The organism is Cupriavidus sp. 30B13, from assembly GCF_049059565.2.
Taxonomy (GTDB): domain Bacteria; phylum Pseudomonadota; class Gammaproteobacteria; order Burkholderiales; family Burkholderiaceae; genus Cupriavidus.
In genome coordinates this window covers 411,331-423,852 of the sequence record NZ_CP188223.1, presented here as the reverse complement: position 1 = coordinate 423,852, position 12,522 = coordinate 411,331, and the positions used below count along the sequence as shown (strand labels likewise).

Annotated in this window: 16 protein-coding genes; 3 read left to right on the top strand and 13 right to left on the bottom strand. The window is 64.7% G+C overall.

What is annotated here, in order from left to right:
- Positions 1-12 precede the first annotated feature (12 nt).
- The 13 genes from ACKI2N_RS01945 to ACKI2N_RS01885 form a co-directional block, all read right to left on the bottom strand.
- Positions 13-1,632, bottom strand: coding sequence for a phage portal protein (locus tag ACKI2N_RS01945; protein WP_059415588.1), 1,620 nt, complete (start codon positions 1,630-1,632; stop codon positions 13-15).
- The gene (locus ACKI2N_RS01940; protein ID WP_420994107.1) at positions 1,629-1,844 is read right to left on the bottom strand and encodes a DUF6148 family protein; all 216 of its coding nucleotides are present in this window, start codon (positions 1,842-1,844) and stop codon (positions 1,629-1,631) included. Before ACKI2N_RS01940 ends, ACKI2N_RS01945 begins: the two co-directional genes overlap by 4 nt.
- A 3-nt stretch (positions 1,845-1,847) precedes the next feature.
- Complete coding sequence (locus ACKI2N_RS01935; protein WP_420994106.1) at positions 1,848-4,016, bottom strand: phage terminase large subunit family protein; 2,169 nt, start codon at positions 4,014-4,016, stop codon at positions 1,848-1,850.
- Positions 3,946-4,470 (bottom strand): terminase small subunit, encoded by a 525-nt coding sequence (locus tag ACKI2N_RS01930; protein ID WP_420994105.1) that lies wholly within the window; start codon positions 4,468-4,470, stop codon positions 3,946-3,948. Before ACKI2N_RS01930 ends, ACKI2N_RS01935 begins: the two co-directional genes overlap by 71 nt.
- Before the next feature lie 173 nt (positions 4,471-4,643).
- Positions 4,644-5,285, bottom strand: a complete 642-nt coding sequence (locus ACKI2N_RS01925; RefSeq protein ID WP_420994104.1) for a hypothetical protein — start codon at positions 5,283-5,285, stop codon at positions 4,644-4,646.
- A 98-nt stretch (positions 5,286-5,383) separates the two neighbouring features.
- On the bottom strand, positions 5,384-5,704 hold the full coding sequence (locus tag ACKI2N_RS01920; protein ID WP_420994103.1) for a DUF7681 family protein: 321 nt from the start codon (positions 5,702-5,704) through the stop codon (positions 5,384-5,386).
- Between the two features lie 237 nt (positions 5,705-5,941).
- Positions 5,942-6,694, bottom strand: a complete 753-nt coding sequence (locus ACKI2N_RS01915; RefSeq protein ID WP_420994102.1) for a hypothetical protein — start codon at positions 6,692-6,694, stop codon at positions 5,942-5,944.
- Between the two features lie 31 nt (positions 6,695-6,725).
- Positions 6,726-7,034 (bottom strand): hypothetical protein, encoded by a 309-nt coding sequence (locus ACKI2N_RS01910; protein WP_420994101.1) that lies wholly within the window; start codon positions 7,032-7,034, stop codon positions 6,726-6,728.
- Positions 7,031-8,116: a hypothetical protein gene (locus ACKI2N_RS01905; RefSeq protein ID WP_420994100.1), complete on the bottom strand. Its 1,086-nt coding sequence runs from the start codon at positions 8,114-8,116 to the stop codon at positions 7,031-7,033. Before ACKI2N_RS01905 ends, ACKI2N_RS01910 begins: the two co-directional genes overlap by 4 nt.
- Complete coding sequence (locus ACKI2N_RS01900; protein ID WP_420994099.1) at positions 8,113-8,469, bottom strand: hypothetical protein; 357 nt, start codon at positions 8,467-8,469, stop codon at positions 8,113-8,115. Before ACKI2N_RS01900 ends, ACKI2N_RS01905 begins: the two co-directional genes overlap by 4 nt.
- Positions 8,470-8,799: 330 nt before the next feature.
- On the bottom strand, positions 8,800-9,201 hold the full coding sequence (locus tag ACKI2N_RS01895; protein WP_426990308.1) for a hypothetical protein: 402 nt from the start codon (positions 9,199-9,201) through the stop codon (positions 8,800-8,802).
- 59 nt (positions 9,202-9,260) lie between these two features.
- On the bottom strand, positions 9,261-9,656 hold the full coding sequence (locus ACKI2N_RS01890; protein WP_420994097.1) for a hypothetical protein: 396 nt from the start codon (positions 9,654-9,656) through the stop codon (positions 9,261-9,263).
- 242 nt (positions 9,657-9,898) lie between these two features.
- Entirely contained in the window at positions 9,899-10,390 is a 492-nt protein-coding gene (locus ACKI2N_RS01885) for a phage regulatory CII family protein (RefSeq protein WP_420994096.1), read from the bottom strand.
- An 85-nt stretch (positions 10,391-10,475) separates the two neighbouring features.
- Here ACKI2N_RS01885 and ACKI2N_RS01880 point away from each other — a divergent pair, with 85 nt between their 5' ends.
- The 3 genes from ACKI2N_RS01880 (at position 10,476) to ACKI2N_RS01870 (ending at position 12,521) form a co-directional block, all read left to right on the top strand.
- Complete coding sequence (locus ACKI2N_RS01880) at positions 10,476-10,652, top strand: hypothetical protein (protein WP_420994095.1); 177 nt, start codon at positions 10,476-10,478, stop codon at positions 10,650-10,652.
- A gap of 1,395 nt (positions 10,653-12,047) precedes the next feature.
- The gene (locus tag ACKI2N_RS01875) at positions 12,048-12,281 is read left to right on the top strand and encodes a hypothetical protein (protein ID WP_420994094.1); all 234 of its coding nucleotides are present in this window, start codon (positions 12,048-12,050) and stop codon (positions 12,279-12,281) included.
- Between the two features lie 93 nt (positions 12,282-12,374).
- Positions 12,375-12,521 (top strand): hypothetical protein, encoded by a 147-nt coding sequence (locus ACKI2N_RS01870; RefSeq protein ID WP_420994093.1) that lies wholly within the window; start codon positions 12,375-12,377, stop codon positions 12,519-12,521.
- Position 12,522 lies beyond the last annotated feature (1 nt).

Sequence of the window (12,522 nt, the reverse complement as noted above, 5' to 3'; positions counted from 1 at the left end):
GGCGGGTCCGCGTTACTTGTTGGCCGGCAGATCCGGCAAAGGCTTGGGGTCGCTGGGGTCGGGCGGCGCCGAGGGGTCATCGAGCCCGGGCTCCATTTCTGCGCCGCTGGCCGTGGCCGGCACCAGGAGCCCATCGCGGCGGCGGGCCTCCATCTCCCGTGCCTGCTGCGCGTGGTTGTCGACCCAATTGCTCCCGTCATAGGCCATTGTTTCCTTTGCCAGGGTAGTGCGCCCGATCGCCAGATTCTTCTCCGACGCCAGCGCTTCCTTGAGTGGATCGACCGCGCCCGGCGCGTCACCCACCCACTGGCAGCCCAACCAGGCGCGCCGGATGAGGGGATCAGTGAAATAACCCGGCGCCGACAGGCGGCCGTTGGCGACCGCTTCGTCCATCACCAGCTCGTAGACCGGCTGGCAAAAGTTTGTCGAGAGCCAGAAGCGACGCAGCTTGAAGAAGCGCCATGCGTCCAGGATGGCCGCGCGCGCCGCGGTGTAACTCGAGGTGTAGTGCTTGATGAGCACTTCGAACGGCAACTCGAGCGCCACGCCGATCTGGCGCAGGATCGACTGCACGAAGGGATCGAACAACGCATTCGGGCGGCCTGGGTTGATGACCTCAACGCTGTCGCCGGGCGCACCCTGGATAACTGCGCCTTTGCCAAGCCGGTAGTCCGGCTGCGATTCCTTCCCTTCGTCCTCGGGCAAAACGCCCTGCCCGTCCTCGGTCTTGATGAAGACCGTGAACATGCCCGATACAACCGCAGCGGCCAGCTCGGCCTCCGTGTAGATACCGAGCTGCCGCAGCGGCTCAATCACGGGCGCCAGGTACGGCTGGCCGCGTGTCTGGCCAACCCGCCGCCGCTCGAACAGGTGCAGCACGTTGCGGCGGCCGGTGCCGTTGCCGAATACCTCGCGCCGATCCCAGATGCGCTTGCCTGCGCGGGCACCGATACCGCCCGGGTGCTTGCGCAGGAAGTGACAGGCAACCGGGGCGCCGTAGTCGTCCATCTCAATACCACCGGCAAGATTCTCCGTGTCGGCGGCGTAGTTCGGGTTGCAGCAGCGATCGCCCTCGATCAGCTGCAGGCGGAGGCGATATGCAGTGCGGTGGCGCGTCAGGAGGGGCGTGACTACGAACAGGTCGCCATTTTCCAGCGTGGAACGGAACGCCAGCTGCTGCATCTCGTAGAACGTCTGCGCTAGCGAGATGTCGCATTCCTTCGTGTCAGCGAACAGGGAAAATTCCCGCTGCGCCTGCTGCTGCCAGGTGGACGCCTGCTCCTCCGTCAAGCCCAGCACCTCCGCGTCGATGGTCGGCTGCGGCGCAAGCCCGGTGCCGACCACATTCGTCACCGCCGTGTTGATGGCGCCCAGCGCCAGGGGATTGTTTCGCGCCAGGTCGCGGCTACGATTGCGCAGCTCGGCCAGCGCCGGCAGCAGGTCGGCATCGGCCGAGCCGCCGAACGCAAACCAGTTACGCAACGAGCGCTTGGAACGCGAGGCACCCTCGTATGCGCCGGAGTAGGCCTGCGCGGTGCGCGCCTGGGCCCGGCGGTTGCCGGCGACCGGATCGAAGTAGTTGACGATCCGGTCCGTCAGCGTGAGCTTCAGGTCTGGTTTGCCGACTTTCATTCGGCGACCCCGTAGCCGATGCGCATGCGGCGGCCACCGTTGCGCGCGGCCGCGCGCTTGCCCTCCCAGAAATTGATCTGCCGGCGGATCTCGGCCGCGTCGGCGCGCGTGAGCTTGCGCCCCTCGATCTCGTAAGACTGGTTGCGTGCCACCGCGAGGCTGGCGGCGAGCCATGCGTCGAGCTGCGCCTGTGCTTGTTCTGCAGTAATCATGGGTCAGATCTCCACGCCGCGCGAGACGGTGCCGTATCTTCGGCGCCGCGCCCGCGGTGGCAAGTTGGGTGATGTGTCGGCGGCAGCCGGCTCTGCGGCTCGCTGTGGCCGGGCCTGCAGCGCGTCCTCGTCCGGGTCCTCATCTTCCGACGCCGGCACGGCGGGTACAGGTGATGGCGCGTCGGCAGCTTGAAGTGGCGCCGGTGGTGGCGGCATGTCGTCGAACAGGCCGCCTTGCGACAGCCGCGCCTCGAGCGTGGACCAGTCCCGCTCCTGCATCAGGTGGACCTTGGCCGCGCGCGTGGCGTGCAATGCGTAGACCTCGCAGTCGAGCGCCTCATTGCGTTTGCCGACCTTCTTCTGCCAGACGCGCACCACGTGCCCGTTTTTCTGGCGCACCGGCGCCTTGACCTCCGCCAGCAACTGGTCGAAGTAGTCGGCGATCACGTCCTTGTAGACGTGAAAGCGGCCCGGCCCCTTGCCCTCCAATCCGACGCGACCGCGTTCGCCGATCAACAGGTCCTTGGCGCGGCCAACGCCGACCATGAAGACCGACACGCCGTAGCGCGCCGCCTTCGTGTTCTTCTTGTTGGTCTCGATCACCGGCCCGGGCTTACGGAAGATCTCCGCATCGGGACTGCGCGCGCCCTTGATCGCCATGACATGCGGAACGCCGCGGCCCTGGCGCGATCGCACGTATTTGTAAACCGCATCGGATGTGTTGCCGTCCGAGCTGTCGATCGACACCGCCGAGAGGCTCAGGGCGAAGCCGCGCTCATGCCGGTACTTGCCGAAGACCAGCTTGTCGAGCTGGTTCCAGACATCATCCGTAATCAGGCCCGGCTGGCCATAGAGCCGGTCATACCGCACCAACCAGGATTCCTCCCCGCGGCCGTAGGCGCGCAAAACCACCTCCAGGCGGTCGGGCTGCACGTCGACGCCCATGACGAGCACGAGGCCGCCGGCAGGCACAACGCCGGCGGCATATGGCTCCGCCCGCTCCGCCAGCACGCTGGCCTCGGGCTGGTCGCCCTTGAACGAATAGGGCAAGCCCATCGAGCTGTTGACGAAGGCGACGAGCTTGCTTTCGTCGCCCATCTCCAGGTGGTGCATCGCCGTGAGGCGATTTGCCATCAGGATAGGCATCGTCGAGCCGGCGAACGGGCTGTACAACTCGTTGATGTAGTAGCCGGCAATGCCGTTGAACGGCGCGGTCGCCATCCAGCGGCCTTGCTTCACATTGCGGCGTTTCTCCGCATCGTTCCATCGGCCTTCACAGTGCGGGCACACGTAGTAGGCTTCGTCCGGCACCTTCTTGCCGTAGATCGGATGCGCCGCGTCAGGATCTTCGGGGCAATGCAGGTTGGCGAAACTCAGCGCATGCTCCGCGCCGCAGTGATGGCATGGAATCATGCCCACCCGCTTGTCCGAGAGATCCATCTCGGCCGCGATGGTCGAGGTGCCCTCCACGGTCGGCGTGCCGCCGATGACGATCTTGACGCGCGATCGCCGGTACGTCTTCGTGCGCTCCTTGGCCAGCTTGATCGAATCGCCCTGGCCGCGCAGGTTGAGGTTGCAGTCGTCCGGCTCCTCGATGAAGACGCGCGGGATCGGGCTGGACTTCACGCTCGACGGCGAATTCGACCCGACCAGCTTGAGGAAGCCGCCGCGAAAGCGCTTGAACAGCATGCGCTGCTGCGCCTTGCGGCTGCGCAGATTCACCGCGGCGCGAAGCCGCGGCGTGGCGCCCACCATCGGCTCGAACTTCTCGGCCATGTATTCCTTGGCCGCGCCCTCTTTCGGGAACAGGCCAAGGATGGGCGACGGGTCGAGGTCGATCCACTTGCCCAGGATGTTGCCGAGCACACCGGAGGTCCACGCGATCTGCGCCGACTTCTGGCAGCACACCTCGATCACGTTCGGATCGTCGATCGCCTCGAGCGGATTGCCTGGCCAGCACAGGTACGGCGTCACCTCCGGGTCATACTTGCCGGCGCGGTCGGCCTCGATGCTCGACAGATAGCGGTGCCGGCGCGACCATTCCAGCGCGTTCATGCGTGGCGGCAACGCCCAGCGCGACACGGCCGCGCGCAGCGCGCGCCTAGCCGTCTTCGTCATCCTCCTCGAGGTCTCCAGCATCGTCAGGATGCTCAGAGTCGGGGTCAGCGTCATCGTCTTCGTCCAGGTGTTGGAGTTTGCCCAGGCACTCCTCAATGAGCGGCAGGGTCAGTTGCTCGTCGACTTCGATGCCATGCGCCTCGAACACGGCGTCAGCCAACTTCCCGGGCAACAGGAGCAACTCGGTCTTGGCCGCCTCGATGTGGTTGCTCCAGAGCGATTCGAACGTGGCGGCCGGCGCCAGCAGATCGAGCTTTTCGCCGATGCGGATCTCGACTTCGACCTTGCGCACGCGATCAAGCTCGTCTTTCGGGCTGGACAGGCCAGCGCGATGGACCTCGCGCCGCGCCAGCCAAGAAATGACCGCGGCGGTGTCGTACTCGTTGCCGCGGCCGCGCTGGCCGGCGAGGAGAAACGGCATGTCTTCGTCCTTTTGCCACCGAATCAGCGTCTGCACGGCGAATCCGGTAATCTCGGCCAGCTCCAGCAGGTTCACGGTCTTGCCCATCCCATCCCCAAACTAACTAACCCTTGGCGCCCTTTCATCTGGAAATGAATCGGGGCGTGAATGACCCGTGTGAGCTGGGAGGTCGGAAGGACCCGCGGGCCCCCGGCGGGCGCCCCCGCCCCCCCCCTGGGGGGGGCCGGCCGCCGGGCGGCCCAGCCGGTCGACGCCGCCGATCAGCGCGCCGTGGCCAGCGCCTGGCGCCAGGCATCGAGCATCTCGCGCTCGAAGTTCGTCAGCATCGTGGCCTCGGCCACCTCGAGAAAGCGCAGCCGCGGTTCATACCGCGCGCGCGTGGTGAAGACCAGCACAGGCAGCAGCTCGCGCCCACGCGACCCGCGGTCGTAGATCCCAGCGGGCAGGCTGGTGCCACGCGGCTGGCCGAGGAAGTAGCGCCCCGATCCACCGTGCGTGCGCAGTTCGTCAGCGATGCGCTTGATCGTGGCGCGCGTGATGTTCCCGTACTGGTTCAGCCGAGCCCCAACGCTCGGCACGGCGATGCGGGCGCCGAACAGGCGCTCGAATGTCTTCTGCTCGCGCTGGCCGCCCTCCACCTCCGTTCGCAGGTACACCGCCTGGCGATCCTTGACGAAGACCGAGGCCTCCAGCAACGCCTTCGTCGCCGAGCTGGTGCCAATCGCTGCGCGCGTGAAAGGCACGGGGTTATCGAAGGCCCGCACAATCTCGGCGGTCTCGGCATCGCGCACCAGCCCGGCCAGGCGCGTGAGCCCCCGCGCCGCCGCGAACGGCATCTGCCGCTCTTGCGCATCGTTGAACGCGCGCAGCACCGAGCTGATGTCAACGCTGACGGTTGCCATGCCTCCCTCCAAAAAGATGCGGGCCGACGCCCCACCGCACCGGCCCGCCAAAAGCCCGCCCTATCAAGGGCAGGAGGAGACACCACAGCGATCTGTCGCTACAGCGCCGCAGGCTGGGCAACTGCCCGCACGAGCGCCATGACACCAGTCTCGATGTCCGTCTTGCCGATGCTGGCCCAGCGGTGCGGCTCGGCCGCGGCGCGGCGCTCCAGTTCCGATTGAATCGCATCGGCCGCGTCGGACGTGCCCGCCTCGTTCAGCCGCCGCACCAGGTCGGCCGACTGACCGTTCAGCAGCTTGGCCAGCTCGCCATGCAGAGCCAGCAGCTCGGCGCCCTTCAGCTTGATGCGGTTCATCAAGTCGATCTCGTCCTGCGTGAGTTCTCTGTAGCCGGCAATCCGGCGGTGTTGGTTGTCCATGCCTGTCTCAAAGGAAAATGGCTCGCGTTAAGGCGAGCCATGCGGGTATGCGCCGAGGCGCAAAGGAAAAAGCCCGGAGGCTTGCGCGCTCCGGGCTTCAGTGACTTGCGTTTTGTATGGACGGCCAGATCCCAACGAACCAACCAGGCGCCCCTAATTTTTATTCTGTCCTGGGAGGGCTGCACGACTAACGCGAGTGCCAGCGAAAGGGATCGGTAAAACCGATTGGAGCAAAGTCTAGTCGATGTCCTGGGGGGATGCAAGGCGCACGCGAAGCTGCCGCGACACCACGTTCTCCGTATCACCGTCGAAGGCATCCAGCACGGCCAGCATGCCCAGCAGCACGTCGGACCACCGCCGCCGGTAGGTTTCCAGCGGAAGGCGGAGCGCGTGGGCACGGTCCGCATCGGCATACCGGGCGCGGCCAGAGCCGCCACACGCACCGCAGACCGCCATGCGCTGCAGCTCGCCGCGCGCCCCGACGCCGCCCAGCCCGTTGCATGTCCCACATGGGTCGCGCCAGAGTAGCACCAGGCCTGGCGCCGCGAACGGAATGCGTTCCTCCCACGAGACCCACCGCGCGCCGCTGCATTCCGGGCATGTCACACGCCTACGGAGGATGCTGCCGCCGCCGAGGCGCCCACGACCGGCGCAGACATGGCATCTATCCTTGACCCACTCGCCGACGGCACGAGCCGCCAGGCGTTCGAGCAAATCCCCATCGCCGCCATCCGCTTGCATCGCCTTGCGGCTGACTCGATGACCGCGGCGCAAGCGTTTCAGGCCGCGCGCGCGCCGCGCCAGGAGCAGCACAGCGCGATGGAACGTCTGCGGCGTGGTGTCCTGGCCGTACTTGAGGCGCCAGAGCATGCGGCCCAGGTCGTCGGCGAAGGCCAGCGCCCCGAGCTTCATCTCCGGTTGGGCCACGGCGTCGCCCAACTGCCCTTTCGGATTCATCGCCGCGGCGACCTGCTCCCTCAGATCATCCATTCCCCTCCCCCCCGACTCTCATGGCATTGCATCATTTCCGACTGCCCACAATGGCACGCATATGCGCCAAGCCCCGTTCCGCCGCCGCAACCGACGGCGGCGCCCCAACGTCCGGCGCGCCGGGAATGGGCGCTAGGTGTTCACGCACTGCGATCGCCCACAGCGCCGCCCATCGCTCCCTCGCCTCGCCCACCGCCAGCGCCTCCAGCGCCGGCCCGAATCTGACGGCGGTCCAGAACGCCGCACGCGAGGTCCAGCGATCGGCGCCGGCCCGGCGGCGCGGCCACTGCTCACGCGCTTCGCGAAAGCCGACCTCGGCATCGAGCTCGTCCGCCTTCATTGCCGGCGCCCAGCTCGCCGCTCAATCGCCGCAGCAGCATCCGACCGTGCGAATTGCCCCAGCGTGCCGGCCGGCATCGGCCCGGGCTGCCCAAGGCTCGCCTGGTAGGCGGCCTCCTGCGCCGCAAGGTTTGCCAGCCTTGTGCGCTCCTCCTCGCGCGCGATCTGGACGCCTTCCGCGTACCGCGTCTCCCAGGCAGGCCCCTGCTCCTTCGCCGCCTTGAGCAGCGAATTGAAGTACGGCCAGGGCTTGGCGACGACGCCGGCCAACGTAGCGCCGTGCCATTCGTCCAAAACGAGCTGGAACATCATCGGCGTCAGGCTCCCTCGCGATCGGACCATGTAGGCCCGCTGGCGCTGCTCTATGCCCCTCGGCCAGTCGAGATGCGCCTCCCACGTCAACCCAGCCTTCGGCTCCTCATCTGAACAGCCGGCCGCAGGCCATCCCCCACCGCGCACAGCGGGCTCGCGGCGTTCCTCTGAGAGCCGCTGCGCTTCTGCACCGCCCGGTGTTTCGTCGCCGTTGGGGTTGTGATCCTCGCGCGCCGCAGGCGTGGGAGGGTCGATCGCTGTTCCATCCCCATCGGGCCGCAGGCCTGAGGGGGTAGGGGGAGTAGGTTTTAAGGTTTTATCGGTTGCCTGATGTGTGCCGACTTTCGACAACAAATTACCTTGTGAATAACCCCGCGATACCTTACGTGGCTTAGTCTTACGGCCTGCACCATCCCCTATCACGCCCCCTACGGGTTTATTCGGGACAAGCGAATCAACCTTGGCGCGCAGCAGCCGAAATCGAAGCAAGAGACGGCTTCCGATCGACTCCACGAGCCCCACCTTGACGAGTTGTGCCATCGCACGACGCACGCGACCTTCAGACGGTAGGTCGCGCTTAACGCCCGGCCGACCCTGCACCTCCAAGTCCTCGCGCAGCGCGAACCATGAGATCGCGCAATCTGCCAAGTCTCCAACAACACCGGTCTTGAAATTCATCCTGCGACGCAGGACACCATAGAGATCTCGAGCCAAGAAACCAACTTTGCGCATAGCCTCCCACTCATCGTCATTGAGAACAAATGCCGTCATGCTTTACAGCTCCCAAATTCAGGTGGTGATTCATTCGAGCGGTCGGCCAGGAGGCACGCAAAAGCGAGCTGCTGAGAACTGCCGCACTTCTTCAACAATCCGATATCAATCAGCTGCGCCAACATCCGGCGGATCTGTTCTTTGCTGTAGCTCTTAGCAGCCACCCCCGGTCTTCCGGCACTCCTGATATCCTCTGCCAAGGAGTAGTAGCTGCAGCAATCGACGATGCCGGTCGCCAAATTCATGTGTTTGCGCAAACCAGCGACATAGAGATGGAACAGCTCAGACTCCCTTTCGTGAAGGGCCTGCAATTCCGCCGAATTTAGGTAAATACCAGTTGATATTGCGCACATTTTTTACTCCTAGATCGGATTTAGGGAGTGCTATTTTCCTCTATTACGAACTAGCTTGATTGGATGTCTCGCTACCTATCGCCGCCTAGTCACAACCCTCCTAAAACCGCGTCAGCCGGCCAGCAACTAGCGAAACGGCAACGCTCCTGGATCGCGTCTGCGCCACCCGCGCAAACTCGCCGTCAATGTGGCCGAGGTCCCACTGGCGGTGATGCTCAGTGCCAAGCAAGAACGGATTCGCACTGGCCGGCGCGCCGGCCTGACCGCGCACCCTGCCCTCGGCGCGCAGCGATTCGATAGATTGGATAGGTAGGTCCATAGCTGAAATGGTCACGGCCGCGCGGTGGTGGCCTCACAGAGAACGTGGAACGTGGATAGGAATGCCGCCGCCATGTAGGCGCCGGTCTCGACGCGGTAGGCGACCGCCGCGGCCGCCACCTCGGCCGCGTAGGCGGCCCTGCCCTCTTTCGTTGGAATGGCGCGCCAGCGCTCGGCGCAGACCTGCGCGAGGGCAGAGAGCTGGCCAGCAGCCTGGAACGACCAGAACACATGCGCCAGCGGCCAGGCACACTCGCCCAGCAGATGCGAGGCGAAGGCCTGCAGCGCGCGCCAGGCGCGCTCGGCTGGCGCAGCGTCCGCGATGCGCTCGACGTTGCGCCAGGCACAGGCGAGCTGATAGCGCCGCTCGCAAGCTAAGCCCGCTGCAGCGCGCTCCATCTTGCAGCATTGCATGTCGGGCGCAAAGCTCCGCCCCTCGCATTCCCCGTGCACAGATTCGGGAGAATTACCCCTCATGTGGGGAATTGGCATTTGCCCAAGCGCTTGAGCAAAATTGGCGCCACCCATTTCCAGACGTTGCACAAGGAACCGAAATGACGTTTTCTACCGTTGACTACGACAGCTTGAAACTGGAAGCCGCCGAAGATGGCCAGCTTGCTGTTAGCACCACCGTGAGCCGAGGAGGCACTGACGAGAGTGTCGTCATCTACGTGAAAATCGGAGAGCAAGACTCGGTTCGAGACATCTACGCCGCGGCACTCACGCGAGCTGCGCAGATAATTCATGAGCAGTTGAGCTTCGCGAATCGTCACCGGCCTTGACGGGCGACTCATCCCCCAAGGCTGCCACTTTCGCAAAGCAGGCGCGATCAGATGCAGCACCAGGCGGGCGTACAGACTATTGGTCATGGAGCGGCCCTCCCATCATCTGAGTGCCCCCCCCCCATTCGGTTGCCGACACCTTGGGGCCGGCGCGCTTCGGCGACACGCAAGCCATACCGCGGCGCCGGAAACGAGCACAGCCGGCCGCACTTCGCATGTTCACTCGGCGACCAACAGCACGCAGCCAGCGAGCATCAAGTTGGATTGTGTTCATGACTCCCCTCTTATGTGCCGCCCCTCGGCGGCATGTAGTCCAATGAGACGGTCGATCATTCCGACGCGGCCGCGCGCGCGGTGATGAGCAACCCCTGCAATGCCTGCTGTGCCTCGCGTATTGAGCGGGCAACCCGGTCCGCTTCCTTGTGCGTGATCTTGCCGTCGGCCAGGGCGTCCTGGATGGCCGTGGCCACGTCGCCATGCTCCAGGCCAACCCGCAGGAACTGCTGCAGAACTCCGTCAACACCCGTCGCCGTGGGCGCTGCCTCGACGACCAGGCCGTGCGCCGCGGCGCGCGCGTGGATCACGTCGAGGGCATGGGGCTGGCGGAGCTCCTGCATCCATTCGACCAGCAGGTCCAGCATCTCCACCGAGAGCTTCGTGTCGGCCTCGCCGCGCAGGCGCAGGCGCAGCGCCTCGACCGAAATGCGCGTGCCACGTCGGTTCGTGAGATAGGCCGCGGCCGCTTCGACGCGGCCCGGGGTGTTTCGCACCGACGTGTAGAGAACGTCGAGCCAGTTCGTTTCGCTGTACCAGCACGTCATGCGTCACCTTTGGAATTTTGGTTTTTCATCCTGTTTACGCACCGGCGCCACCTCTACGATGCAAGCCATCACGAGGAGCACTGGAATGAGCCGGATTGAGAGAGCGACGCGCGCAATGAGGGCGGCGCGGATGTACAAGCAGAACCGACAGCCGACATGGCCGCCGCACAGCCAGTTGCAGAGCACGTTCGCTGCCCGCGCCGGCGAGGCCAGCGGCCGCGAGATCTCGTTGCAGCAGGCAGAAATTTCTGTCGGCAAATGACAAACACATCTGCTCAGCCCCAGTGCCAAACTTCGGCGCATGTACACCTACGCAGAACGCCTTCGATGGGCGATGGACCAAACCGAGCCGCCGACGACGCGGCACGGCCTGGCCCGACACATCGGCGTTCGGTATCAGTCAATTCAGTACCTCTGCGACCCAAATCGGAATGCAAAGGGAAGCCGGCACACACCAGCAATCGCGCGCGTACTCGGGGTGTCATCGGAATGGTTGGCCACGGGCGCCGGCTCCCCGCGAAAGAAGGCATCAGGGCGGACTGCTCAGCGCGACGCGATCGCCGATTGCATACTTGCCGCCCACCGACTGCTGGCCGAGCTTGAGCGCTTGGCACGCGCACTCGACGAGCACTGAGCTGGCGCCGAGCCACTACGAGACTCCACCAGCGTCAACAGACGAGCCGTAGAGAGCCGCGCAGTCCTCCGGCGTTACATGGCCATCTGATACCTGTTTCGTCCTAAGCGCCTGCTCAAGGGTCATGCGAACCCGCCCGAGGAGCCACTGGCTCACCAGACCTTGCGAGACGGGCGGATCAAACATCCGACCAAACGCGGCTTGCGTGAGGCCTTCTGTCTTGAGGAATTCGGCAAGGTGCATGGGCGAGGGAGAAGGTGTTATGAACGCGGCCCAATAATAGTCCGACTATTCAGAAAGATCAATAGTCGGACTGTTTGACGATTATAAGTATCACTAATAGATTGATCGCATGCCCGCCAAGCCCCTCACCCCCGAGCAACTAGCCGACGCAACACGACTGCGCTCGGCATGGGATGTATTCCGACGCAGCAACACCAGCGTCACGCAGGAGTGGCTCGCCGATCAGTGCGGTTGGAAGACCCAAGCCGCAGTGAGCCAGTACCTGCTCGGCCGAATTCCATTGAATCTGCCAGCGTTGCTAAAGTTCGCTGGCGCCCTCGGGGTTAGTCCGAGCGCAATCAGCCCAGCACTGGCAAGACAACTGCCAGAGGGCGGAAGCGAGAAGCCATCGACGCCGCCAGCCCCCACTCCTCGTAAGAGTCCGGCCTTGACCAGGCTGCTCCGCTTGCTCGCCGAGCGAGATGAGGACGAGCTGGAACGAATCGCTCAGGCAATCGAGCTTCTGCTGTCGACAGCGCCCAAGACAAAGCCGACCGTCATCGAATTCACGGGCCTACACCCACGACCCGGTGGTGGTCGTCGCAAATCTAGCTGACCACCTCGCGGCCTCGCCTGGCCCATCGATTGGCCCGCCCAGGAGGCGGGCTTTTTGTTGCCCTGCTCTCTGCCATTCAGGCAGATGCTTTTGCCTCCCCCGTCATAGGGGAAACCGCATCGCTCCTACGTGCCGTTACCCAATTGAAAGGTTGGACCCTCTCCAACCTCACAGGAGATGCGTCCATGACGAAGGTTTTCGATCTAGCTGCATATCGCAAACGACAGGCAGGAGCGGCGGCCGATGACGGTCAGGCGGGCTCGGCCGATGACAAGATGGTTGTCCGCCTACAGGCAGACGGCTCCTACAGGGTCACGATCACTGGCGCCTACGCGGACACCCCCTCTCTCGCCGTCGAGGCGCTGGCCGACATCATCCAGACACTAGCCATCGCTGCCCGCGTAACCCGGGCCATCTGAAAAAAAATAGTCGGACTATTTACAACAAATAAAAGTCCGACTATTATTCGTTCCATCGACGCGCCGCCCGGCGCTCATCTGATGGAGAGCGAAGTGAACAAAACCCAACGTATCAAAGTCTGGATCGCCTACGTCGCAGCCGTGGCGGTCGTCTACGTCGTGCACTCGATCGCGCTCGAGCGTGACCAGGCCGCGCCGGCCACCCCGACCACCACCAGCACCAGCCATCGGACTGCGTGAG

What these genes read in the sequence shown, in the direction of transcription:
- ACKI2N_RS01930 (WP_420994105.1), bottom strand. Translation starts at nt 4,470, where the DNA reads ATGGGCAAGACCGTGAACCTGCTGGAGCTGGCCGAGATTACCGGATTC.
- ACKI2N_RS01925 (WP_420994104.1), bottom strand. Translation starts at nt 5,285, where the DNA reads ATGGCAACCGTCAGCGTTGACATCAGCTCGGTGCTGCGCGCGTTCAAC.
- ACKI2N_RS01915 (WP_420994102.1), bottom strand. Translation starts at nt 6,694, where the DNA reads ATGGATGATCTGAGGGAGCAGGTCGCCGCGGCGATGAATCCGAAAGGG.
- ACKI2N_RS01935 (WP_420994106.1), bottom strand. Translation starts at nt 4,016, where the DNA reads ATGACGCTGACCCCGACTCTGAGCATCCTGACGATGCTGGAGACCTCG.
- ACKI2N_RS01875 (WP_420994094.1), top strand. Translation starts at nt 12,048, where the DNA reads ATGACGAAGGTTTTCGATCTAGCTGCATATCGCAAACGACAGGCAGGA.
- ACKI2N_RS01920 (WP_420994103.1), bottom strand. Translation starts at nt 5,704, where the DNA reads ATGGACAACCAACACCGCCGGATTGCCGGCTACAGAGAACTCACGCAG.
- ACKI2N_RS01910 (WP_420994101.1), bottom strand. Translation starts at nt 7,034, where the DNA reads ATGAAGGCGGACGAGCTCGATGCCGAGGTCGGCTTTCGCGAAGCGCGT.
- ACKI2N_RS01885 (WP_420994096.1), bottom strand. Translation starts at nt 10,390, where the DNA reads ATGACGTGCTGGTACAGCGAAACGAACTGGCTCGACGTTCTCTACACG.
- ACKI2N_RS01945 (WP_059415588.1), bottom strand. Translation starts at nt 1,632, where the DNA reads ATGAAAGTCGGCAAACCAGACCTGAAGCTCACGCTGACGGACCGGATC.
- ACKI2N_RS01890 (WP_420994097.1), bottom strand. Translation starts at nt 9,656, where the DNA reads ATGACCAATAGTCTGTACGCCCGCCTGGTGCTGCATCTGATCGCGCCT.
- ACKI2N_RS01905 (WP_420994100.1), bottom strand. Translation starts at nt 8,116, where the DNA reads ATGACGGCATTTGTTCTCAATGACGATGAGTGGGAGGCTATGCGCAAA.
- ACKI2N_RS01940 (WP_420994107.1), bottom strand. Translation starts at nt 1,844, where the DNA reads ATGATTACTGCAGAACAAGCACAGGCGCAGCTCGACGCATGGCTCGCC.
- ACKI2N_RS01880 (WP_420994095.1), top strand. Translation starts at nt 10,476, where the DNA reads ATGAGCCGGATTGAGAGAGCGACGCGCGCAATGAGGGCGGCGCGGATG.
- ACKI2N_RS01900 (WP_420994099.1), bottom strand. Translation starts at nt 8,469, where the DNA reads ATGTGCGCAATATCAACTGGTATTTACCTAAATTCGGCGGAATTGCAG.
- ACKI2N_RS01895 (WP_426990308.1), bottom strand. Translation starts at nt 9,201, where the DNA reads ATGCAATGCTGCAAGATGGAGCGCGCTGCAGCGGGCTTAGCTTGCGAG.